This window comes from Microcystis aeruginosa NIES-4325 (genome assembly GCF_008974145.1).
GTDB classification, from domain to species: Bacteria; Cyanobacteriota; Cyanobacteriia; order Cyanobacteriales; family Microcystaceae; genus Microcystis; species Microcystis aeruginosa_G.
Map to the genome: position 1 here is coordinate 1 of NZ_BJKP01000023.1, position 23,438 is coordinate 23,438.

General features: G+C 41.5%; 18 protein-coding genes. 9 read left to right on the forward strand and 9 right to left on the reverse strand.

Annotated features, from left to right (window positions below; genetic code table 11):
* Nucleotides 1-795 precede the first annotated feature (795 nt).
* The 4 genes from ahcY to MiAbW_RS13170 all read left to right on the forward strand — a co-directional run bounded on the left by ahcY (nt 796) and on the right by MiAbW_RS13170 (nt 4,519).
* On the forward strand, nt 796-2,073 hold the full coding sequence (ahcY, locus tag MiAbW_RS13155) for an adenosylhomocysteinase (protein WP_151696473.1): 1,278 nt from the start codon (nt 796-798) through the stop codon (nt 2,071-2,073).
* A gap of 119 nt (nt 2,074-2,192) precedes the next feature.
* Entirely contained in the window at nt 2,193-2,798 is a 606-nt protein-coding gene (locus MiAbW_RS13160) for a DedA family protein (RefSeq protein WP_151696474.1), read from the forward strand.
* A gap of 135 nt (nt 2,799-2,933) precedes the next feature.
* Nucleotides 2,934-4,111 (forward strand): IS630-like element ISMae25 family transposase gene (locus MiAbW_RS13165; RefSeq protein WP_151696475.1). Its coding sequence is split into 2 segments (ribosomal slippage): nt 2,934-3,375 and nt 3,375-4,111, totalling 1,179 coding nucleotides; the frame shifts between segments, so codons are not numbered across the junction.
* Nucleotides 4,112-4,141: 30 nt separating this feature from the next.
* A complete protein-coding gene (locus MiAbW_RS13170; protein ID WP_238707283.1) occupies nt 4,142-4,519 on the forward strand; it encodes a type I restriction enzyme HsdR N-terminal domain-containing protein in 378 nt (125 codons plus the stop codon).
* A 306-nt stretch (nt 4,520-4,825) separates the two neighbouring features.
* Here the strand turns inward: MiAbW_RS13170 and MiAbW_RS13175 are convergent, their stop codons facing one another.
* The 5 genes from MiAbW_RS13175 to MiAbW_RS13200 all read right to left on the reverse strand — a co-directional run bounded on the left by MiAbW_RS13175 (nt 4,826) and on the right by MiAbW_RS13200 (nt 10,289).
* Nucleotides 4,826-5,461 (reverse strand): IS982 family transposase, encoded by a 636-nt coding sequence (locus tag MiAbW_RS13175; RefSeq protein ID WP_202981357.1) that lies wholly within the window; start codon nt 5,459-5,461, stop codon nt 4,826-4,828.
* A gap of 152 nt (nt 5,462-5,613) precedes the next feature.
* Nucleotides 5,614-6,285 (reverse strand): riboflavin synthase, encoded by a 672-nt coding sequence (locus tag MiAbW_RS13180; protein ID WP_151696477.1) that lies wholly within the window; start codon nt 6,283-6,285, stop codon nt 5,614-5,616.
* A gap of 15 nt (nt 6,286-6,300) precedes the next feature.
* On the reverse strand, nt 6,301-7,596 hold the full coding sequence (gene proA / locus MiAbW_RS13185) for a glutamate-5-semialdehyde dehydrogenase (protein ID WP_151696478.1): 1,296 nt from the start codon (nt 7,594-7,596) through the stop codon (nt 6,301-6,303).
* A gap of 203 nt (nt 7,597-7,799) precedes the next feature.
* Nucleotides 7,800-8,972, reverse strand: a complete 1,173-nt coding sequence (gene dxr / locus MiAbW_RS13190) for a 1-deoxy-D-xylulose-5-phosphate reductoisomerase (protein WP_151696479.1) — start codon at nt 8,970-8,972, stop codon at nt 7,800-7,802.
* 483 nt (nt 8,973-9,455) lie between these two features.
* Nucleotides 9,456-10,289: an acyl-CoA desaturase gene (locus MiAbW_RS13200; RefSeq protein WP_002748596.1), complete on the reverse strand. Its 834-nt coding sequence runs from the start codon at nt 10,287-10,289 to the stop codon at nt 9,456-9,458.
* A gap of 119 nt (nt 10,290-10,408) precedes the next feature.
* Here MiAbW_RS13200 and MiAbW_RS13205 point away from each other — a divergent pair, with 119 nt between their 5' ends.
* From MiAbW_RS13205 to MiAbW_RS13220, 4 genes are all read left to right on the forward strand, one after another.
* Complete coding sequence (locus tag MiAbW_RS13205) at nt 10,409-11,632, forward strand: methionine gamma-lyase family protein (RefSeq protein ID WP_151696481.1); 1,224 nt, start codon at nt 10,409-10,411, stop codon at nt 11,630-11,632.
* A 155-nt stretch (nt 11,633-11,787) separates the two neighbouring features.
* Nucleotides 11,788-12,603, forward strand: a complete 816-nt coding sequence (locus MiAbW_RS13210; RefSeq protein ID WP_151696482.1) for a prohibitin family protein — start codon at nt 11,788-11,790, stop codon at nt 12,601-12,603.
* A 318-nt stretch (nt 12,604-12,921) separates the two neighbouring features.
* Entirely contained in the window at nt 12,922-14,184 is a 1,263-nt protein-coding gene (locus MiAbW_RS13215) for a vWA domain-containing protein (RefSeq protein WP_151696483.1), read from the forward strand.
* Nucleotides 14,185-14,219: 35 nt separating this feature from the next.
* Nucleotides 14,220-14,990, forward strand: a complete 771-nt coding sequence (locus MiAbW_RS13220; RefSeq protein WP_238707284.1) for a TPM domain-containing protein — start codon at nt 14,220-14,222, stop codon at nt 14,988-14,990.
* Nucleotides 14,991-14,998: 8 nt separating this feature from the next.
* Here the strand turns inward: MiAbW_RS13220 and MiAbW_RS13225 are convergent, their stop codons facing one another.
* On the reverse strand, nt 14,999-15,901 hold the full coding sequence (locus MiAbW_RS13225) for a DMT family transporter (protein ID WP_151696513.1): 903 nt from the start codon (nt 15,899-15,901) through the stop codon (nt 14,999-15,001).
* Nucleotides 15,902-16,252: 351 nt separating this feature from the next.
* Here MiAbW_RS13225 and MiAbW_RS13230 point away from each other — a divergent pair, with 351 nt between their 5' ends.
* Nucleotides 16,253-17,743, forward strand: a complete 1,491-nt coding sequence (locus MiAbW_RS13230) for an ATP-binding protein (RefSeq protein WP_151696485.1) — start codon at nt 16,253-16,255, stop codon at nt 17,741-17,743.
* A 301-nt stretch (nt 17,744-18,044) separates the two neighbouring features.
* On the opposite strand, the gene MiAbW_RS13240 is transcribed toward MiAbW_RS13230, so the two are convergent.
* The 3 genes from MiAbW_RS13240 to MiAbW_RS13250 are packed head-to-tail and all read right to left on the reverse strand — an operon-like array spanning nt 18,045 to nt 23,418.
* Nucleotides 18,045-20,423, reverse strand: a complete 2,379-nt coding sequence (locus MiAbW_RS13240; RefSeq protein WP_151696486.1) for a hypothetical protein — start codon at nt 20,421-20,423, stop codon at nt 18,045-18,047.
* Nucleotides 20,416-22,098 carry a phospholipase D family protein gene (locus MiAbW_RS13245; RefSeq protein ID WP_238707285.1) on the reverse strand — a complete coding sequence of 561 codons (1,683 nt, stop codon included), beginning with the start codon at nt 22,096-22,098 and terminating at the stop codon, nt 20,416-20,418. The genes MiAbW_RS13240 and MiAbW_RS13245 overlap by 8 nt, the downstream gene beginning before the upstream one ends.
* A 3-nt stretch (nt 22,099-22,101) precedes the next feature.
* Nucleotides 22,102-23,418 (reverse strand): hypothetical protein, encoded by a 1,317-nt coding sequence (locus tag MiAbW_RS13250; RefSeq protein ID WP_238707286.1) that lies wholly within the window; start codon nt 23,416-23,418, stop codon nt 22,102-22,104.
* Between the last annotated feature and the right edge of the window lie 20 nt (nt 23,419-23,438).

Below are 23,438 nucleotides of genomic sequence, written 5' to 3' on the forward strand. Positions count from 1 at the left end.
TTCTCTACATAATCAATTACTTTTTTTCTCAAGTCTAGGCTATAGGACATTTTTCTGTATGGGTTGCTTGTTTTTCCTTATTTTACCCTATTTTTTACTTGTATCATACTTATTTGAAATGACTATATCTCATTTAGTTGAACATTACCTTTAATTCGCGGGTATCCCCTAACCGGTTCCTTGATACTTTTCGAGTATTGCAGGGGGGAAACCGTCGGAAATTCACACAACAAAACCACGATAGCCCAATTACGGCTAACGTCTATTCCTAGTATTTTCATTGGTTTCTAGGGGAGGTTCTGGGAAAAAGAATAAAGCTAGAGGACGTTTATATATTTCTGCTAACTTTTCCGGCTCTCCTAGACTGGTTATAGCAAATTAGTAGTTTAAATGAGCCTAAACCTTTAAATAGCCTGGAATCCAATCATCACGATATAAAGATATCGGCTCTTCTCGACTTTGTGTGATAATTTTTGCTTATAGAACGCAAAATGCTTACCGGACAAGACTTTTAAGACTATTTTGCGGAAGAAACTATTAGTATAGATTTCGTTTCCACACAGAAACCAGAAGAGCCAGATATCTAGCTTAAATTGATATCCTGCAGTAGTTTCATTGTACTAAATAATCGCTCAAAGTAGAGATAATGTACTGATTTCTGGATAGGTCAGCAAGGGATTGATAACTTTTTCCTATATAAAAAACCAGTGGAAAGCTTGACATTAGCCAAAATACCCAGACAATGTTAAGTTAAATTAACCAATAGCCGAGGCTTGTATTTAAGGAAAACCCCTTATGGTAGCAACACCAGTTCAACAGAAATACGACATCAAAGATATTAGTTTAGCCCCCATCGGCAAACAGCGCATCGAATGGGCCGGTCGGGAAATGCCAGTTTTGCGTCAATTAGCCGAACGTTACGCCATCGAAAAACCCTTTGCTGGACTGCGTTTAGTTGCTTGCTGTCACGTTACCACCGAAACCGCTAATTTAGCCATCGCACTAAAAGCTGGTGGCGCTGATGCGTTACTAATTGCCAGTAATCCCCTTTCCACCCAAGATGATGTGGCCGCTTGTTTAGTCGCTGATTACGGTATCCCCGTTTATGCAATCAAAGGGGAAGATAACGACACCTATCACCGTCACGTTCAAATCGCCCTTGATCATAAACCCCAGATTATCATCGATGATGGTTGTGATGTAGTGGCCACCCTAGTTAAAGAAAGAAGTCACCAATTACCCGACATTATCGGTACCACCGAAGAAACTACCACCGGTATCGTCCGTTTGCAAGCCATGCTCAAAGCCGGGGTGTTATCCTTCCCCGCAATGAACGTTAACGACGCAGAAACCAAGCATTTCTTTGATAATCGCTACGGTACAGGTCAATCTACCCTTGATGGTATCATTCGCGCCACCAATATCCTCCTTGCCGGTAAAACCGTGGTTGTGGCTGGTTATGGTTGGTGTGGTAAAGGTGTGGCTATGCGGGCCAAAGGTTTAGGCTCTAATGTAATTGTCACCGAAATTAACGCCGTGCGCGCCATTGAAGCGGCGATGGACGGTTTCCGGGTTATGCCCATGGATGAAGCCGCTAAGGAAGGCGATATCTTCATCACCGTTACCGGCAACAAGCACGTTATCCGGTCCGAACATTTTGACCTGATGAAAGATGGGGCGATTGTTTCCAACTCTGGTCACTTTGATATTGAAATCGACCTGCAAGCTTTAGGCGCAAAAGCCGATAATGTTAAGGAAGTTCGCAACTTTACCCAACAATATAGGCTAAAAAGCGGTAAATCCGTCGTTGTTATCGGTGAAGGTCGCCTAGTTAACCTCGCAGCCGCCGAAGGTCATCCTAGCGCCGTTATGGATATGAGTTTCGCTAACCAGGCGCTCGGTGTAGAATACTTGGTTAAAAATCAAGGTAAATTGGCACCTGGCATCTATTCAATTCCCTACGAATCAGACCAAGAAATCGCCCGCTTGAAACTGCAAGCCATGGGGATTGAAATCGATACTCTCACCGAAGCCCAATTAGAATATATCAACTCCTGGACTTCCGGAACCTAATATCAGTTATCAGTTATCAGTTATCAGTTTTCAGTTTTCAGTTTTCAGATGTGAGTTATCATTTCACTGTTTGCTGAAAATACTTCACTTTAAAACTGTTTTCTAAATCCTAAAAAAACATGACTGAATGGATTACAGATACAATGACTTCTATGGGCTATTTAGGCATAGCCCTATTAATGTTTTTAGAGAATCTTTTTCCTCCCATTCCCTCGGAATTAATTATGCCCCTGGCGGGTTTTACCGTCCATGAGGGACAAATGGAATTTATTCCAGCAGTGGTAGCGGGGATTGTCGGAACCGTAGTCGGAGCGCTACCTTGGTATTATCTCGGTCGGGTTGTGGATGAGGAAAAAATCGAAAAACTAGCCGATAAATACGGTAAATGGATTACCGTTTCCGCTAAGGATATTCAAAAAGCTAATCAATGGTTTAACCGTCACGGTAGCAAAGCGGTTTTACTCTGTCGTTTAGTCCCTGGAGTACGAACTTTGATTTCCCTTCCTGCTGGGATGAATCACATGGCGATGATTCCCTTTTTAGTTTACTCCACCATCGGCACGACCCTCTGGGTCGTTTTTTTAACGGCAGCAGGTTACTTTTTAGGGAAAAATTACCCCCTTGTGGAAGAATATCTGGCTCCCGTGTCGAAAATAGCCCTACTTGTCCTAGTTATCTGGTTTATCCTCTGGATTATCCGCAAACGTAACCGCCGGTATGAGTAAATGTTGATGAGAGGTGGTGCGTTACGACGGATTGTCACTTTCCAGTCAAAGCAGCAATTTTTGCCGTCTAACGCACCCTACTGGACTGTTTCAGCTAAAATAGTGCAATAGCTCGAACAAGCAGAGGACATTTTAATGGGAAGAGGTCGGCGAGATAAAGTCAATCTAACAGGGGAACAAAGAGAAAACCTCGAACAAATCAGTCGTAATGGCTATGCACCAGCTAAAAAAATTCTCCACGCTCGGATTTTGCTGATGTGTGACGAGGGAGAACAGGCGAAAAGAAAATGGACAGATGAAGAAATAGCCGAAGCTTTAGAGGTCCATAGAAACACAGTGGGACGTATTCGTCAAAGATTTCTTCAAAAAGGCGAAAAACCAGCATTAGAACCGAAATCGAGAAAAACTCCCCCCACTCCGGCAAAAGTTGATGGAGCCGCCGCCGCCCAAATCATTGCCCTGTGCTGTTCGGAGCCACCATCTGGCCGAGCCGAGTGGACAATCCGACTATTAACCTCGGAACTCAAACAAAGACAAATTATCACCGAGATTTCCAGTCCAACGGTGTGGCGTACTCTAAAAAAAACCAATTACGCCCTTGGAAAACCCAAAGATACTGTATTCCGGAACAGGATTTAGCCCGATTTGTTGCCCAGATGGAAGTTGTCCTTGACCTGTATGGCACTCAGCCATCGGAAGAAGAACCGTTAATCGCGATGGATGAGGCATCAAAGCAACTACTTGGAGAAGTTTACCCCCCGATACCCATGCAACCTGGACAAGATAAAAAAGAAGACTATCACTATAGTCGTGAAGGGGTTCAAGCCTTGTTCCTGTTTTTTGACCCCCATCGAGGATGGAGACGGGTGAGTAACCGAGATAGTCGAACCCGAATAGATTGGGCAGAAGAAATTCGTCAATTATTGGATGTGGACTATCCAAAGGCTCGAAAAGTCAAGCTCGTCTGTGATAATCTGAACACTCATAACATAGCCTCGCTTTATGAAGCATTTCCAGCACCCGTTGCTCATCGTTTAGCTAGAAGACTGGAAATTTATCACACACCTCGTAATGGTAGCTGGTTAAATGTAGCCGAAACTGAACTAAGCGTCTTATCGAGGCAATGTTTAGATAGAAGGATTTCTAGCAAGGAAGAACTGAAAAGGGAGATAGAAACATGGCAAAAAGAACGTAATCAGACTGCATCTACAGTCATATGGACGTTTACGACCAGCGATGCTAGGGTCAAGCTGAAACATCTTTATCCTGTGTTTGAGGAGGAGGAATCGGGAGAATCTATTGCACCAAATTAGCTGAAACAGTCCACTACGTTTTACTTGACGGTGGGAGTATATCAATGTCTTGAGAGAACCATGGGATTAGGAGAAGCAGACAGCAGAGCCAAATTAATTGACCCCGTCCTGCATCAACGAGGATGGACAGAGGATTGTCTCAAGCGAGAAGAAACCCCGAGGGCAATTCAAATTATCGATGGGGAAGCCGAACGCGCCAGGGGAAGGATCGATTATACCCTGCGAGTTGCCGTCAGTAGCGACAGCCAACCCGTAGCCGTCGCCCTAATAGAAGCAAAAAAGGAAGATGCGCCCCCCACTGAAGGCTTAGAACAGGTCAAACGCTATGCCAAAGGGTTAAATGTACCGTTTGTGTACTCCTGTAACGGTCATCTTTTTGTCGAACATGATCGCACAACGGATATATAGTCATTTCAGATAAGTCTGATACAGTCTGGGCTGACAAAACCCTTATGAAATCTGGGATTGATATTCTCAATCTTAATTGAAATGACTATAACTTCACCCCCTCAACCCCTCAGCCAATTTCCCACCCCGGCCGAACTGAGGGGGAGATACGAGCATTATGTAACCTAAGTTGCCACCCATAGATTAACACTAAAAGCAAGAACAAAAAGCATTACTTTAAGCTCAAACCCTTTAGCAGTAACAGCATGAATAGATTTGGGTAAAAGCTGGGATAGCAAGCTACCACTCGTTTCAATTACCTTGCGTTTATAGTGCAACAAGAAATTGGACATAGCCAGCTACAGGTCTCTTAGAATTGTGCTTACGCATAGCCGAGAGTTGGATATGTTCCGCTTCAAGCAACAAGTCTTCAGTCTCATAGTCGTTGTCAGCTTTATCTGCATAAACAACGCTACCGACCGGTAAATCGAAGGAAAATACTCTCAAACCTCTAACATGAGCAAATGAACCAGTCGAGAGAAAAAATTCCACAGGCTCTCCTGTTTCTGTAACCATCAGATGAATTTTAATGCCATAGAAATACCGCTTCTTACTGGCTTGATAACCTCGATAAGCCTCGTCACCACCATAGATTTTTGACCTTGGGATACGGATATTGTCACAAACTGGGATGGGAAAGCTATCAATACTGTAAACAGACTCGCTGTTCAGATGCTTCCAAGCTTGTCCCAAGGCTTCAAATAAAACCAATAGCATCGGCTCAACTCTGTGTAATCGGCGATTGAAGCGACTACGACTAATCATATTCGGAATATACTGTGGTTGTGACATCGCTTTTCTCCCTTTCTCAAAATTGCCACTGTAATACAGGGGGGCAACTATAGCTGTGGTCATCACTTCCCCATCGCTGATCTGTTGCTGTGAATCCTCTTGATGATTCATGGCTTTGAGACACAAAGGCAATAAATCGCTATAATCTCGTCATTCATTTTTTTGGCTGCTACTCGTCTTTTATCTTTTGTAGCAGCTTTTTTTGCTTAATCCCATAGGTAGCAACTTAGGTTTCTATAGTTGAAAAGGCTTTTTCTGGAAAACTAATAACCATGTTCAGCCAGAAATTCTAGGCTAATCTCGCTAGGAGGGTGATAAGAGCGTATTCCTAGCAATTTTTCCACATATTTGCCTAAAATATCCCCTTCTAGATTCACCCAATCGCCTAATTTTAAATGGGAAAGATTGGTTTCAGCGTAGGTGTGGGGGATGACAGCCACTTTAAACCAGCTGCCGGATGCATCGCAATCGGCCACGGTTAAACTAATGCCATTAACAGCTATACTGCCCTTACCGACGATATAACGAGCTATGTAGTTATTCCAGTGGTCTTCTAGGGAACTAGGGGCAGCAAAGGTCATTTCCCAAGAATTAGCCACGATTATCGATTCGACTAAACAGCCAATTCCATCCACATGACCAGTGACAAAATGACCGCCGATTTTACTACCCACCCGCAAAGAGGTTTCTAGGTTAACGTTGGTTTCTTTGTGAATCCTTCGTCCTAAAGTAGTGCGCTGTAGGGTTTCCGTGGAAGCGGTGGCCAGAAAACCCTCTGGGAGAATTTCCTCGACTGTCAAACAAACCCCATCCACAGCCACACTATCACCAATCATTAAATCTCGGAGAATTGTATTAGAGGATACAGACAAATAAAGTCTATCGGTATCCACGACCCGAATCGTTGCCAAGGCCTGAATTAATCCTGTAAACATCGGCTTTTTTCTCGACTATAAGTCCTTGTGAATAAAAGATTGGGCATTTTCCCCAGAATAATCGGCGACAATATGACCATCTCCGGCTAATTGATATTTGTAGGTCACTAATCCCTCTAATCCCACCGGACCCCGGGGAGGCATTTTTTGGGTACTGATACCCACTTCGGCCCCAAAACCGTAACGGAAACCATCGGCAAATCGGGTGGAACAATTATGAAAAACTCCAGCGGCATCGACTCGATCGCTAAAGGTTTTGGCCGTGTTAAAATTTTCGCTGACAATGGCTTCCGTGTGTCGAGAACCGTAATAATTAATATGTTCGATTGCCGATTCTAGACTATCGACAATTTTAATTGACAGGATTAAATCACTATATTCGGTTTGCCAGTCTTCTTCTGTGGCCAATGGTACGTTAATAATCTGACGAGTTGCTTCATCTCCCAATAATTTAACCTTTTTTTCCTCTAATGCCTGGGCTACTGCAGGTAAAAATTGTCTAGCGATGTCTTGATGAACCAATAAAGTTTCAATGGCATTACAAGCGGCAGGATATTGGGTTTTGCCATCGACGGTAATCCTAATTGCTTTGCTTAAATCTGCTTCTTTGTCGATGTAAAGATGACAGATACCATCGGCATGACCGAGGACGGGAATGCGGGTATTATTTTGGATATAACGCACAAATTCGTTAGAACCTCTAGGAATTATTAAATCGATGTATTGATCAAGTTTTAATAGTTCCTGAATTTCTTCTCTTGTTGTTAACAATTGCACCGCCGCCGAATTAACTTTAGTTTCACTCAATGCCTGATGAATAATTGTTACTAAAGCTTGACAAGAACGGAGCGCCTCTTTTCCCCCTTTTAAAATAACGCCATTGCCGGATTTTATCGCTAAACTGGTAATTTGAATTAAAGCATCGGGACGAGCTTCAAAAATAACGCCTAAAACCCCTAAAGGACAGCTTATTCTCCGAAGAGTTAAACCTTGATCTAATTCCCGATTAATTTGTATAGTAGCTAAAGGATCTGCTAATTTAGCCAGATCTCGCACCCCAGCAATGGCGGCTTTTAATTTGCCAGGACTTAACTCTAATCGCGCACATAAAGCCGGAGATAATTCCATCGCCTTGGCTGTTTGAACATCGGCGATATTAGATGCTAGTATCTTATCAGAATTGGCAGTTAAAGCCTCAGCAATAGCCTCTAAAGCTTCATTCCTTTCTTCGTTAGTCAGAATAGCCAGTTGACGACTCGCTTGACGGGTTTCTCTGGCGATTTCGGGGAGGGATAGAGAAGTTGTAACCATAGAAAATTAAAAGTAATAACCGCTATCTTGTTTATTTTATTTTATCTTATTTTTGAGAAAGCTACAGGGTCATTTAATGTTATCAACTCTTGCCATGATCATTGTAAATCTGGTTAACTAGAAAAAATATCCGAAATTAGTGATTTTTCTATCCTAGACCTGTAGAGACATTATAGTTAACATCCCTACAGAATCTAGACTATCTAGACCAGATTGGCAATCAGACAGTTAGATACTTCTTGACGCGCCCAATTATCGGCGGCTAAAATATCATCTAGGCTAGGGGTAGAACTGTTATGAATGGCAAAGCGATCGCAAACTTTTTCGATCACCCGGGGAATATCTAAGAAGCTAATCTTTTCTTCTAAAAATAATGCTACCGCTTGTTCATTGGCCGCGTTTAATACTGCTGGCATTGCCCCACCCGCACGGCCAGCAGCGTAGGCTAATCCCATACAGGGATATTTTTGATGATCGGGTTCTTTGAAGGTTAAACTGCCGGCTTTAACTAAATTTAAAGGTTCCCAATCGGTATAAATTCTTTCAGGCCAAGACAAGGCATATAACAGGGGTAAACGCATATCAGGCCAGCCTAATTGAGCTAAAACCGAGGTATCCTGTAACTCAATTAAAGAGTGAATAATACTTTGGGGATGAATAACAATATCGATCGCATTATAATCTACACCAAACAGATAATGAGCTTCGATAACTTCTAGACCTTTATTCATTAAGGTAGCCGAATCGATGGTGATTTTTCTGCCCATGGACCAGTTAGGATGTTTCAGGGCATCAGCTACGGTTACTTGCGGCAATTTTTCCACCGGTAAATCGCGAAAAGCACCCCCAGAAGCGGTGAGAATAATCTTTTTTAATCCCCCAGTGGGAACTCCCTGTAAACATTGAAAAATAGCTGAATGTTCCGAATCGGCAGGTAATAATTTAACTCCGTGTTTTGCCACTAAAGGCAGCACCACCGGACCGCCAGCAATCAGGGTTTCCTTATTAGCGAGGGCGATATCTTTACCAGCAGTAATAGCGGCAATTGTCGGCAGCAATCCCGCACAACCGACAATTCCCGTGACGACGCTTTCGGAATCGCCATAACGGGCCACTTCGATTACTCCTTCCTTTCCTGCTAGGATAATCGGGGTATAGTCAAGGTCGGAAATTAGGCTTTTCAGGTCTTCTAGTTGACTTTCGTTATTAATCGCCACGATTTGCGGGCGAAATTGCCGAATTTGCTCCGATAGTAGTTGAATATTATTACCCGTGGCTAATCCCACCACTTGAAACTTATCGGGATGATCGGTGACAATATCGAGAGTTTGAGTACCGATCGAGCCTGTAGAGCCTAAAATCGAGATTCTTTTCATAGAAACTTACTATAATTTGGCTATTAGCTTTTAATATACGTTCTCTGGGGTCTCTCTGGCACATCGGCGTAAATATTAAACATTTGTTAAAAAAGTTGATAGTTTTACTTTTTTATGCTAAGGGTTAGAAAAAGTTAGCGATAGAGATGGTGACAGAGAAGAAATCGAATAGAACGGCCAATGAATTAGGCTGTCTAGCGGGGGGTCTGGTTTTTTGCCTCTTATTTCCCCTGTGTGTTTTCTTTTTTGGTTGGTTATCCTTCGCTCTTGGGATGAGTTGTGCTTTCCCCAGTCAATGTTCGACAGAGGGGGAAATAATCAAGTTTATCCTATCAATGATTTCGTTTTTTGGGGGAGGATTCGCATTACCTATATTCCTCAGTTGTGCCGTGGGAAAAGCCGTCAGATTTGGGTTAAGTCGGAGAAAAAATAACCGAACTTAAACATAAGTTCGGCTAGATTTAATTTAACAACTGGATAAAACTAACTTTCTGTCGCCGTTGCTGTGGTGGGAGGCAACTTAATATTAGTAGCTAATCCCAGAATTTGCAGCAGACGGATGGTCATCCAAGTCAGGTCAACTTCCCACCATTGTAGGCCATGACGGGCAGAATACTGATAGGCATGGTGATTATTGTGCCAACCTTCACCGAAAGTTAAGAGGGCAACCCACCAACAATTTTTAGAATTATCGTGGGATTCATGGCTAACATAACCAAATTTGTGGGTGGCACTGTTGACAAACCAAGTGGAGTGGAAAACTAAGACCAAGCGAACAAAAATTCCCCAAATTACAAACGGCCAACCACCCATAGCATAGAGAATTAAGCCTAAAACAATTTGGATAGGAACAAAATAATTTTGACAGAATTTATAGAAAGGATCGTCGGCGATATCCTGGGTAAAACGAGCGATTTCTTCATCAGCAGGAATTTCGTGCAGCATCCAACCCATGTGACTCCACCAGAAACCTTTATTAGAATCGTGGGGATCGGGAGCAGTATCAGAATATTTATGATGAATACGATGTAAACCTATCCATGCGATCGCACCCCCCTGACAAGCGAGGGTTCCGCACAAAACCAGAAAGTATTCTAACCATTTGGGAGTCTTAAAACTCCGATGGGAAACCAAACGATGGAAACCGAGGGTAATTCCTAAACCCCCGGTAATCCAATAAAGAATCAATGTCACTCCCACAGCACCCCAGCTAAAATTGCCAGGCAAGAAGGCTAAAAGAGCCACTAAGTGGATAAAAGCCATGTAGATGAGAGTCACCCAGTCAATGGGCAGTTTTTCGGAAGTCGCAACAGTCATTGAATAACCCAAAGGGAAACAACAGGAGACAGAGCATCATTGTCTTATCCGTCTCGATTTGACACAGGGGGAACTTTGACGCTTAATAAATAGTAACAAATATCACAGTCTATTGTTTGATGGATATCCCCTCTCTACTCCACAGGGCAGAAAAGGCCTTACTCCCCATCTTTTCGGAAATTGACGCACAGGTCAAGGACAATCTCCGTCAAGTCCTCGCTGCTTTCCGTGAAAACCGCGTCGGGGTGCATCATTTTGCTAGTGTTAGTGGTTATGGTCATGATGACTTGGGACGGGATACTTTAGATCAAGTGTTCGCCCAAGCTCTGGGGGCCGAAAAGGCAGCGGTGCGGGTACAATTTGTTTCAGGAACCCATGCGATCGCCTGTGCCTTGTATGGGGTTCTTCGACCGGGGGATGAGATGTTAGCGGTAGCGGGTGCGCCCTACGATACCCTAGAGGAAGTAATTGGGATTAGGGGCAGTGGTCAAGGCTCTTTAAAGGATTTTGGCGTTAGTTATCGGCAATTAGAGCTAGATTCTACTGGTGCGATCGATTGGTTGTCCTTGGCAACGGCAGTGAAACCCCAAACCCGTTTAGTACATATTCAAAGATCCTGTGGTTATTCCTGGCGATCGAGTTTGTCTATTGACGAAATCGAGAGAATTGTCCGTATAGTTAAACAACAAAACCCGAATACGGTCTGTTTTGTTGATAATTGCTATGGAGAATTTATCAACACCCAAGAACCCACCGACGTGGGGGCAGATCTGATGGCCGGTTCTCTCATTAAAAACCCCGGAGGTACAATCGTCACGGCCGGGGGATACATAGCAGGTAAAGCGGAATTAGTGGAAATGGCCTGCTATCGTCTGACAGCACCGGGGATCGGTAGCGAGGGAGGGGCAACTTTTGACCAAAATCGTCTTCTTTATCAGGGATTGTTTCTAGCGCCGCAAATGGTGGGAGAAGCAATGAAAGGCAGTCATTTAATTGCCTATGTGGGCGATAAGTTGGGTTATCCAGTTAATCCCGCTCCTTTTGTGCCTCGACGCGATATTATTCAAGCAATTAAACTCGGTTCCCCCGATAAGCTGATTGCCTTCTGTAAAGCCATTCAAGCCTATTCTCCCATCGGTTCCTACTTGGATCCCATTCCTGCCCAAATGCCAGGCTATGAGAGCAAAGTAGTGATGGCTGGTGGCACGTTTATCGATGGTAGCACCTCGGAATTCTCCGCCGATGGACCTCTACGGGAACCCTATATCGTTTTTTGTCAGGGGGGAACCCATTGGACTCATATTTCTTTAGCTTTAGAACAAGCGATCGCCGCTTTATCTTAAACGGGTCCTCTCACTTTCCTTCTCTCCTCTAGTTAATCCCAATCGAACTTTAAAAACTCAGTTATGGATTGTTTCTCCCCACTTTCCTATACTTTTTAAACAGGATTATAATAACAGTGCTACGATAAAACCGATCAAATATCTAAGGAGTTGTCATGAATTACAATCGCAATATAATACCATTAATGGCGGGGGGGATTTTAATATTAACCATTACTACCGTACTGCGCCCTTTTGCCGTTATTGATACTGGCGAACGGGGCATTGTCATGTACTTTGGCAAAGTGCAAAAACAAATCCTCGATGAAGGAATTCATCCTGTTATACCGATTGTCACCAAGATCAAGCGCCTCAACGTTCGAGTACAAACAACGGAAGTAAAGGCAAAAGGATCTTCCAAAGATTTGCAAGATGTAGAAACAACTATTATCGTTAACTGGCACATCGACCCCGACCAAGTTAATAAGATTTATCAACAAGTTGGGGATATCAATGTGATTGTCTCTGGTATTATAAACCCCGCAGTATCAGAAATTGTCAAAGCGGCAACAGCACAACGTCCCGTACAGAATATCTTGCAAGAGCGAGGAGAACTCAAGCGTGAAATTGACACTTCCCTCGCCGAAAGATTAAGACGTTATGGGATAATTATCAATGATGTATCTCTCGTTAATTTTGGTTTTTCTGAAGAGTTTAACGCAGCGATTGAAGCCAAACAAGTAGCGGAACAAAAGGCAGAAGAAGCCGCTTTTCGCGCACAACAAGCAGAACAGGAAGCGAAAGCGGAAATCAACCGCGCAAAGGGACAGGCAGAAGCTCAAAAACTATTGCGCCAAAACCTAACAGCAGAAATTTTACAACAACGAGCAATCGAAAAGTGGGATGGACGTTTTCCTGTCGTCATGGCTGGTTCAGGCTCCCTTCCCCTGATCAATATCGATTCCAATTTGTTATCATCTCAAAAAGAGTAAATAACTTTAGTTTGCGTTAAAGAGATTTTACCATGACTTCCACGAAAGAATAGGGCCGACTGGCTAAGGTAAAATTTCCAATCAAGAACTGCTGGGGCTGCATCTTAACTTTGTAGAAATATCGATAATCGAGAATTATCAGTGACTCTTAAATTATTCCCAATATATGAACAACCGCAGGTGAGTATCGTAGATTGACAAATATGAGATGCAGCCACTTCTCGAACTTGTTTAACTCGATGCCAGACGGGAAAATAAACACAAATCTAACTATACTCATTACAATATAAATATCAACGACCACGATAAAAAACTCTTATGCGGGTAACTCTAAAATCGGCCTTGAGTGATAGTCATATCGACGCTAATCAAAGCAGCAGTCAACGTCAACTGATGCTATCGATCGCCGCCACCAGTGAACAGATCAACACAAATTTACCAATTAATCTTTGTTTAGTTCTCGATCATAGCGGTTCTATGCAGGGAAAACCCCTAGAAACGGTCAAAAAAGCGGCTTTAAGTTTAATAGAATCCCTCGGAGTTAATGATCGTCTCTCGGTGATAGCTTTCGATCATCGCGCTAAAGTTATTCTTCCCTCCCAATCGCGACAGGATGATCTGACCTTAATTCGCTCAAAAATTCAACAATTACGAGCGGGAGGAGGCACGGCGATCGATGAAGGGATAAAATTAGGTATTCAAGAAAGTTCTAGCGGCAGCAAAGGTTATGTATCTCATATTTTTCTGCTTACCGATGGTGAAAATGAACACGGAGATAATCAACGCTGTTTAAAATTAGCCGCAGTAGCAGCTGAGTACGGTATAACCTTAAATACCTTCGGTTTTGGCGATCATTGGAATCAAGATATACTAGAAAAAATTGCCGATATCGCTGGCGGAAGTTTATCCTATATCGAAAGACCCGAACAGGCTTTAATTGAATTTACTCGTCTGTTTAACCGTCTGCAATCTGTGCGGTTAACTAACGCTTTCCTGCAATTAGAATTAGATGCCCGGACTCATTTAGCCGACTTAAAACCCATCGCCCAAGTTGCCCCGGAAACCATAGAAATGAGCCTACAAAAAGAGGGCAATTTTTACATCACCCGTTTGGGGGATTTAATGATAGATGAAGAAAAAATTCTCCTCCTCAATCTCTATATTGACCAAATTCCCCCCGGTACTCACACCATAGCTAAGGTGAAGATTCGCTACGATGATCCCGCTTCCGGTCAAAAAGGGCTAGAAACTGCAACTTTTAGCCTTGATATCACCTCCCAAGCTCTCTATCAATCCCAATTAAACGAGCAAGTTCAGAAATCAATTCTCACTTTAGCCAAATATCGTCAAACCCAAATCGCCGAAGAAAAATTAAAACAGGGCGATCGAGCAGCCGCCGCCACCATGCTACAAACTGCGGCCAAAACGGCCCTACAATTGGGAGAGAAAAATGCCGCCACTGTCCTTCAAACGAATGCCACCCGTTTACAGGTGGGAGAAGAATTGAGCGAGGGGGATTTAAAGAAAACCCGCATTATTGCTAAAACAAGACTACAAACCGACGGAGAAGCAGGAAAATAATTAAAATTCGTCCCTTGCCCCTAGGAATTTTTCTGATGACAATGTTCGCTCTTCCCCCTGTTATTTTGCCTTCCTTAGTCAACGCTATTCCCATCGAACAGATACCGAAACTAAATCCGCAAGGGGGATTATGGGTCAGCGATCGAGCTAATCTTTTAAGTCAGGCGGGTATTACGCAAATTTCCGGTGATATAGCCAAATTAGAGGCAGAAACCAGCGCCGAAATTGCTGTTGTCACCGTCCCCAATACCTTACCCTATCCTACCCCCAAAGCCTACGCCACAGCCCTATTTAATCGTTGGAAAATCGGCAAAAAATCCCTAGATAACGGGGTTTTAATCCTCGTTTCCCTCAAGGATAGACGGATAGAAATCGAGACCGGTTATGGAGTCCAAAGATTTTTACCCGATGCTCAGGTCAAGGATATTATCTACACCTACATGATTCCCAGCTTCAAAACGGGAAACTACGAAGAGGGTATTCGAGCAGGTGTAACAGTTGTAAGCGGGTTTCTCCGTAGTGCTTATGGGTTGCGACAAACTGAATTTAAGCCTCAAATCGCAATGTCCATTCTTCATCTTGTTTTGGCTATCCTGATGGTGGGAGTGTCTTTTCCCTTGATGTTAATTCTCTATTTTGTTTATTTTCGTTGTGCCGTTGGTGGCAATGGTCGAGGTGGCCGCAGTGGTGGCAGCAACGGCAATAGCGACTATTGCGGTTATGATGGTTATGGTGGTGGTGGTTATGATGGTGGTGATTTCGGCGGCGGCAGTAGCGATGGTGGTGGCGGCGGCGGTGGTTGGTAGAGATCCACTCATTGAAACAAAATCCCAATTCCTAGCAAAGCAATCATCACCCCGAAAATCGCCCGCAAGTTAATCCGATCCCCCATCATGGCAGCGATCGGTAAGACAAATAAAGGACTGGTGGCGGTGAGAGTTTGGGCAATACCCACAGGAGAGAATTTTAAAGCAGTTTGCTGTAACCAAATTCCTAAAAACGTACTGCCGAAAGCAGTGACAATAATAATAGCAATCAGACGCAATGACCAGTTAATTGGTGGTGATGATTCCTGACGGCGAAAAAACATCAGAATTAACACTATTACCGTCCCCGCTAACAGACGAAAAAGGGTACTCTGCAAAGAAGACATTCCCGACTGCACCAGTGCCTGACGAGATAAAACCGCCCCCACTGCTTGGGAAATCGCTGCAATTAAAGCCCAGGCAATTCCTCGCCGCCAAGGACGTTGACTATTGATTTCGAGAGTTTTTTCGGAAATAACCCAAGCAACCCCGAAGATGGTCAAAATAATACCAATATAAGCCGATATTTTCAGGGATTCCCCCAAAAAAGTCGCCGCCAGAATCGCCCCCAAGGCAGGCGAAAGGGTTTCTAACAGGAGGGTTTTTCGCGGTCCCAAATAATTAAGGGCGGTAAAATAGGCCGTGTCACCGATTCCTATACCAATTGCGCCACTTGTCAAGAGTATAAATACGGAACTTTGCTGATTAATATCGCGCCATTGTCCGGAAAGGGGCAGCGTCAGGGCAATTAAAGCGATCGCGACTACTCCTTTCAGAAAATTAAGCAATAAAGGCGGGATTTTCTGGCCTAATAGGCTATAAATCGCCGCAGAAATCGCCCAAAGCGCCGCCGCGCTCAAAGCCGCTATCTCTCCCGTTAAATTTTCACCGAGACTAAATCCGTTGAGCATTATAGCAGTTTTCATCAGAATGAGGCATGGGCAAGGGGCTTAAGTCCCTTGTTGGCAAAACTTGTCGATACCTTAGTAACGTCAAAAGCGCTATATATCTATCATCAATTGTTATGGTTTGAATTGAGAAAATCCTTCTTCCCTCTTGTCAAAATAACGGTGAAGTTGTGCGGCGACAGACAACCCTGGCACTTACCTACAACCGATATTCGGTCCGCACCAACGAAGGGTTAGGCTTTAGATACAGCAACGCTCATTGATGATTCCGTCTCAGATCTCAAAATAAGATTAACTGATTGACCTTAGTTTGACTCTCGACTAGACTAAGATTAGCTCTCTAACTTTAGTCTTATGCTCGAGATCGCAAAAGAAGACATCCTCTCCCGCCTTCAATTTGATAATCCTTGGTGGGAGACAGACCGTAAGGGAAAAATAATCTATGAAGATACGCCACGGCGCAAGTACTTTGAGGCTTTTTCTCAAAACATCTTGGACACAAGTGTGCGTCGAGCAACAGTCTTGATGGGACCCAGACGTGTTGGTAAAACTGTCATGGTTTATCACACTATTCGTCTGCTCCTAGATTCTGGCATTAGTGCGGTAAATATTTTATATGTCTCTCTTGAAACTCCAATTTATACAGGACTTCCATTAGAGCGGATACTTAAGTATTTTCAGGAACTATTCAATCATGATCGCAATTCGAGGCTATTTGTCTTTTTTGACGAAATTCAATACTTGCGTGAGTGGGAAATTCATCTAAAATCCCTGGTTGATTCATTTCCAATCTGTCGATTTGTCGCTACTGGCTCTGCTGCTGCTGCTCTAAGGCTTAAAAGCACTGAGTCTGGTGCTGGTCGATTCAGCGACTATATCCTGCCACCGCTAACCTTTGCTGAATATTTAATGTTTATAGGAAAAGAAAATGAATTAATAGAGACAAATGTCCATGACTCTGAAGATTCTAGTTATCCATCTAAGATCTATGAGTTTGTGTCTAAAGATATTGATCAGTTGAATAAGACTTTTATTAATTATTTGAACTTCGGTGGATATCCAGAAGCTGTCTTTTCTGAAACGATTCGACAGGATCCTGGGCAATATATTAAAAGCGATATCATTGACAAAGTTTTACTTCGAGATTTGCCAAGCCTTTATGGGATTAGTGATATTCAAGAACTGAATAGACTTTTCACAACCCTGGCGTATAATTCAGGCAACGAAGTAAGTATCGAGGGGTTATCGCAATCCTCTGGTGTAGCTAAAAACACTATCAAACGTTACCTCGAGTATCTTGAGGCGGCATTCCTAATCCGCCGAGTAGAGAGAATTGATCAAAACGCTAAAAAGTTTAAGAGAGCAGTTTGCTTTAAAGTCTATTTAACTAATCCGTCAATGCGCGCTGCGCTATTTGGTCAGCTTGAAACAGACTCTAAGGCGATGGGAGCCATGACTGAAACCGCTATTTTTAGTCAATGGCAGCACAGTAAAATGATTGAGCTTTATTACGCACGATGGAAAACTGGAGAAATTGATATTGTACATTTAGATGCTGCCCATCAATCACCTTCTTGGATAGTTGAGGTTAAGTGGAGCGATCGCACTCATAGTACACCTTCCGAACTGGACAACTGCATAGAATTTTTAAAAAAGAATCCAGGTATATCTCAACCGATCTTGGTGACAAGTAAAACTATTAGAGATGACAATTTTTTATACAAAGATATACGATTTCGCTTTGAACCCGCAAGTTTATATGCCTATGCTCTCGGTGCAAATATATTGCGAAATATTGACAACAAGGTTAAGGGATCTCGTGCCAGGTCACTACCTCTTGAATAAGAGTTGCTTGATATAGCCGTGATAGGTATGCCTAACAGTCTAGTTATGCCCGTCTTTGCTTGTGAGGTTAATGTAGGTTAGCAGTTCATTAAGCTTGTTTTTCAGATTTGGGGATGTCATAAGCGGGTTGTAAACTTCTCCTGCTTAGGGTTGCCAAACATAACTAGGACTAAAGGAGCGTAATACTGGCAATATTCTTAGTTCTCGTTCGCTTGGCTTTGCTAAAACCAATCCATAGGATAGATAAGTTAAATAATTCTTCGAGAAGCTCACTGTAAGATCGCTAAAGAAATTTTTTAAATTAATCGATTTCAATCATATTACTTATTTGCTCTTGGGTGGCAGAGCCGTCAAGTAACTGTTCAAAGAATTGATTTAGCGACACGTCAATATTAGCTTTTCTGGATCGAATTGGATTTGGCACTAATTGCTCGCATAGTTGTTTAGATTGAGCATACGCAGGAGAACCTTGCTCAACAAAGTGAGGATCAATTTCACGAAAAGTAAGTAGATAAATTAGAGAAATTAGTGCATCTCTTAGATAATTGTGATCTCTAGAAACATTTAATGTAAGGCAATGGGTTAGTATCTCTGTGAAGTGCTGACTAAAAACTTCGAGCGATAAGCAATCACTCTCAGGGTTTGCATACCACAATAGTATCCTTGCGTATCCCCAAATGTAATCATCTACTTTATAAAACTCTTTTTTATGATATTTAGATTTTATATTAAATAAATACCAAAAAGCTTTTCTTCTTTGATTAGTACATGACATTCTAGCAATATTGTGTAGGTGAATACTATAGATATTGCGAATATTTTTTAGTAGTAAATTTCCATAATAAATTTGATCTGGATAATACAGAAAATCTAGATTTAGACAATTTGAAAACGCAAAACTTTTTCCTAAAATCTGAAATATGTTTTTATAAATATCTCTATAATTAGATTTTATATTTTCCAGAAACTCGTTTATTCTCTTGTCAATTTTTTCATAATTTTTGGTAAAATTTTCTAGATTCTGATTTTTATCTTTGTCATCTATTACATACACCTCTAATCCATTGTTGCTTTCGTTCTCAATATTGCTATAGTTATTAATAAGATTTAGAAAAGAGCGAGTAACCGAAATTAGAGAATCAATATTATTTTGGCTTGCTGTATCTGTAATATATTCATTTATTGTTCGAGTAAAATCTGATAAAGTTATTGGAATTTGAATATCCTGTGTTTTAAGAATATTAATGAATCTTTGTGATTTGTTGTTGCGAAATGTCAGAATTGCTTGTATTGAAATAAAGCCTAATGTATCTGAGATTGCGAGTTCTTCACGGTCAATTAATTTAGAATCAAGTATCCGATCATAATTATCTAATATTTCTAACTTGGGCATAAGACCTGGCTTAAGACGAAAGCGAATTTTTATGTCTAGGTTAGGAGTCTGATCAAGGTATTGATTTTCAATTTTGTAAATCTGCTCTACACCTGTTTCGTTATCTAAAAACGGCTCGTCATTAATCCGAAATGGTAGAGTTACATCCTTAGTTCTTAGTGGGAAATTCTCTTCTAATTTTCCATCTTTTAGGTATTGACCATATATAGTAGCTTCTTGTTCTCCTTCATAACAAATTTTATCTGGCAAGCTGATTTCAATCTCTTTACCTTCTCTTTTCACAAAGAAGCTAATGCGATCTAATTGTTGTCCATATAATGCGAAGTTATTCCCTAGCTTTCGTTGCCAGATTTTGGAGAAATTATTTACACTAAGATCTAAAACCAGTAAGTTTTCGTGAAATTGTTGCTCTAATACTCTTTTAACGCTTGGCAGTTTCGCATAACTACTGAGTAAAACAATGTGATAGTTTTGGTTTTCACTGATAACTTTATTTAGATCGTCGATAGGACAGTGGCGATAAATTATACCCTCAAGATTTGTTCGAGATAAATTATAGGAATAGAAACGATGATTAATTTCTATAATCAAAGAAATATACTCGGAAGAACTAAATTCAATAACTTTATTTTGGAAAAGATTAATTTTTTTAATGTAATTACAAACTTCTAAAAGGTTATTTGGATCAAGTTTTAAGTCTTGGACAATTTTATTGGCGATCTCTAAACAAATCGAATTGTATATTTTCTCGTAAGACTGAGATAATTTGAGAGCATCATATTTTTTAAGCGATCGCGTATCAATAATCGGAATAGGATAGGGAGCGTTACCGTAATTTTGAAATGTGAGGGGAGTAATTTGGGATGGGGTAAAGCTATCGAGATCGTAAATAACTAATGGTTTATCTGAGTGAGTAAATTGCTGTAGTTGTTCTACATAACTCCAGTAGCGATAGACATTGGCATAGATATAACGGGATTGTAGCGATCGCAAAACCAGTGAATTTGCTTCTCTAACAATAAATATTTGCTCTGAGGAATTATCGGGCAATGTTAGACCGATATTTTGTTGTGGTAATTGACTCTTGCGCGGGGTGAGGGTTTTGGGTTGAGCGATCGTGATTGCAGGAATTGGTAAAAATGACTGAGATTGGTGACGGTTACAAAAATCTCGATATGCTAAAGGCAAACCGTTTGGATTGGGAATTAACTTTGCGGGATCTTCTACAAATAAATGAGCGTATTGGCAGCATTCAATATAGGATTCTAGATTGATTAATTTAGTCACGGTTTGAGCGTAGGTTTTGAGTTTGTTGAGTAATCAGTCTAATTTCTTGAGGATCGGTGGTTCTGTAGGTCAAATCCAGTAATGGATTGGGGCTAAAAGCAAAATCTTGAGAGCCAAGATAAGCCACTTGAGAGCCAATTATAATGATTTTGGCATGAAGATTAAGGATTCGTCGCCTAGTTTGTAAGTTTGTAGCATCGTAATTTCCGTAAAAAATGCGATTGCGAGGGTTAGTGAGCAAATTAAGTTGTGGTGGTAGCGGTTGAAAGTTTCTTGTGTATATCTGAATTTCTTGCCCAGCAAAATTCTGGAGTGAAAGTAATAGATCTTGTTTGAAAGCATGGTGATCGAGAAAGCGATCACTCTGAGGGGGCAATCCGCTAATTTTTTCAAGACTTTCGTTACAAAAGCCATTAGGTGAAGGTATAGATTGAGATGTGGTTTGGTGCGTCCATAGGTAGCGGAAATATTCAACGAGAAACTGATGTTCTGATGTATTCTGCCATAGCATTCCTGCTTCTCCGTTGCGTTCAAGACTACCTCCTGTAAGGTTACAGGAACCCAGATAAGCTGATTGTTCGCTAATGTAAGTTTTGATGTGGAAGTTACCACTTCTAAAACCTAAGCCAGCTTTTCTCAACATTGCTAAGCACTTACGCTTTTTGAGAGCGGAATTAGCGTAATCTAGATCGCTGACTCTTTGTCCATCCATATTACTATCGACTCGATCTTGCACTTCATTACTAAAATCTGTGAGAATCCAAATAGGGATTTGTTTTGATTTTTCGGCAATCATTTGTATGATCGCTTGATCTTCAAGGCGATAACTACAAATCAAGAGAAACTTTTGAGCGCTACTAATTAATTCTTCTAAAGTTTGACGATGAATACCTCTACCAATTTTTATATCTGTTTTAGCTGTGATATTCGCGATAGTTAGATCGCTAATAATTACTTGTTCAGGATATCTAGCACGATAAGCCATGACAAGCTTTTGAACAGTTTCTGTAAGTTCATCACTAGGAAAATTATTTTCAGACTCACTGCGGAGAATATGAATAGCTCTTTGTAAAGCCTGATGCAGCTCATTAGGTTGCAGCCAAGCCGTACAATTATTAGGCAATGGAATAGCAAATAGCTCAGGATTTTTACTGCGAAGTACCAGATTTAGAGCTTTTAGTGGATGATTTTGTATGAACTGACGCAAGTTATTAATGGCTTCAGTTTGGATATTTTGGATAGTTGGATTAGATACGTTTTTGAGTGGAATTTCATACTGATAAGTACCTTCATAACGATCACCAAAATTGCTAGGAATTTGTGGATCGTCATATTCTAGATTCTTAGCAAAATTTCTAGTTAGCTGAGTACTGACAAATCGGTATTTAAATTGCTGTGATGTCAACTCACTGGAATTTTGTATGAACGGACGTAAAGTTTGATCGGCAAGTAAAGGTACTCGCCCTGATGTTTGCTCCATCAGATGAGTAACAGCATTAACGGGTAAGAAATTGAGTCCAAAAGATTGGTGAACTGCGGGTAAGTGATAGCGTTTTTGGTCGGTAGCGATCGCCCGAAAATCTGTCAATAGATTGGCTAATGATGTTTGAGCAACTGTGCGCCCATCATCAGCGAGACGTTCGTAATAACCTGTAACTTCCCAAAAGATTTGCATCATTTAACCCTCCTCAATTGCAATATCTCGTACAAAGTGGAAATCAGAGCCTAGAGCATCAAAGGTATTTTGATAATATTCCCAATCACCAATTATGGTAATTTTATCCCTAGCTCTCGTTAAAGCTAAACGGATATCTGTTAAATTAGGCTGGCTCGATTCAGATTTATCACAAACAATCCATAAAGTTTGACATTCTTTTCCTGTCCAATCTTGAACAGTGCTAATAGTCGAGTTGGACAAATAGGGGATTTGTTGTAGGCGATCGCGTAGCTCTGATGAAAAAGTGAGAACACTAGACTGTTGATCAGGAAAGCTTTCTAGGGATTGCTGTAATAATTTAGGGATTTGTTCAGCAGTTTTGATATTGAGCCAATTTAAACGATGTTCTCCTTGAGATAGTGGACTGTGCTTGTGACTAGATGGTGTATAAGGCGTTGGTTGCATTGGATATAATGCGGGGAAAATCTTATGAGCTAAATCGGGATGAAGTCGATGATTTTCGGCCAGTTGTAACCGATAGGCGGGGGATAGATTTTGAAATAGTCTGCTGAATAGATTTATGGTTTCTGTTAATTCTCCAAGTAATAGAATTTTCTTAGCGCGGGTAGCGATCGCTTGCAATGTTGAGTCATTAAGATAGTGACTATCTTCAACAATGACTAAATCAAAAGTTCGCTCTCCTAAAATCGCTAATTGATTGCTCAGACATAATATCGGTGCTTTGATATGAGGTAAAGCCGCATCAAGGATTTGCTCAATGGCATGATCCGAAAGCGTTGTATAGTCTTGATGCAGACGCTCTCTTTGTTCCAATAAAGTTTCTGATTTGCTTAGTCGATAGACTAAAAGCTCTTGCCGTTTTGGATGAATATTAGGAAATATTTCGGCGACTGCTTGGGTTAGTTGTTGGATTTTTGCTAATGAATCTTCTTCACGAAGTAACCTTAGCCAAAATTGACGATTGCGCTTTATTTGTAATTCTTCAAAGAGCGAATCTTCTAGCCAATGGGGAGGTAAAAAATCTAGTTTTGGTTCAGCGACTTGTTGCCTGAGCCATGTCTTCACATTTTGCCGATAGTCGCGATCGCTGGTAATTTGTAAAGGTGGTAAAGGAAGGTTTTCGTAACGATTGAAAGTACTGGCAAAGGGAACAACAACTAAAGTAGATCGTTGATGGGCGATCGCAGTTTCCAGAGATGCTAATGCAATTTCCGTTTTGCCACTGGCGGGTGTACCTGCGATCGCTACTAGAGGAGCATTAGACAAGGCAAGTTCTACTGCTTCTCTTTGTTTTTTACGAAAGGGAAAAGAACTCATAGAATCAGGTAGATTTAATT

Excerpts from the sequence above, each read along its gene's own strand:
- ahcY (WP_151696473.1), top strand. The coding sequence starts at position 796 with ATGGTAGCAACACCAGTTCAACAGAAATACGACATCAAAGATATTAGT.
- MiAbW_RS13160 (WP_151696474.1), top strand. The coding sequence starts at position 2,193 with ATGACTGAATGGATTACAGATACAATGACTTCTATGGGCTATTTAGGC.
- MiAbW_RS13175 (WP_202981357.1), bottom strand. The coding sequence starts at position 5,461 with ATGAATCATCAAGAGGATTCACAGCAACAGATCAGCGATGGGGAAGTG.
- MiAbW_RS13180 (WP_151696477.1), bottom strand. The coding sequence starts at position 6,285 with ATGTTTACAGGATTAATTCAGGCCTTGGCAACGATTCGGGTCGTGGAT.
- proA (WP_151696478.1), bottom strand. The coding sequence starts at position 7,596 with ATGGTTACAACTTCTCTATCCCTCCCCGAAATCGCCAGAGAAACCCGT.
- dxr (WP_151696479.1), bottom strand. The coding sequence starts at position 8,972 with ATGAAAAGAATCTCGATTTTAGGCTCTACAGGCTCGATCGGTACTCAA.
- MiAbW_RS13200 (WP_002748596.1), bottom strand. The coding sequence starts at position 10,289 with ATGACTGTTGCGACTTCCGAAAAACTGCCCATTGACTGGGTGACTCTC.
- MiAbW_RS13205 (WP_151696481.1), top strand. The coding sequence starts at position 10,409 with ATGGATATCCCCTCTCTACTCCACAGGGCAGAAAAGGCCTTACTCCCC.
- MiAbW_RS13210 (WP_151696482.1), top strand. The coding sequence starts at position 11,788 with ATGAATTACAATCGCAATATAATACCATTAATGGCGGGGGGGATTTTA.
- MiAbW_RS13215 (WP_151696483.1), top strand. The coding sequence starts at position 12,922 with ATGCGGGTAACTCTAAAATCGGCCTTGAGTGATAGTCATATCGACGCT.
- MiAbW_RS13220 (WP_238707284.1), top strand. The coding sequence starts at position 14,220 with ATGACAATGTTCGCTCTTCCCCCTGTTATTTTGCCTTCCTTAGTCAAC.
- MiAbW_RS13225 (WP_151696513.1), bottom strand. The coding sequence starts at position 15,901 with ATGCTCAACGGATTTAGTCTCGGTGAAAATTTAACGGGAGAGATAGCG.
- MiAbW_RS13230 (WP_151696485.1), top strand. The coding sequence starts at position 16,253 with ATGCTCGAGATCGCAAAAGAAGACATCCTCTCCCGCCTTCAATTTGAT.
- MiAbW_RS13245 (WP_238707285.1), bottom strand. The coding sequence starts at position 22,098 with ATGCAAATCTTTTGGGAAGTTACAGGTTATTACGAACGTCTCGCTGAT.
- MiAbW_RS13250 (WP_238707286.1), bottom strand. The coding sequence starts at position 23,418 with ATGAGTTCTTTTCCCTTTCGTAAAAAACAAAGAGAAGCAGTAGAACTT.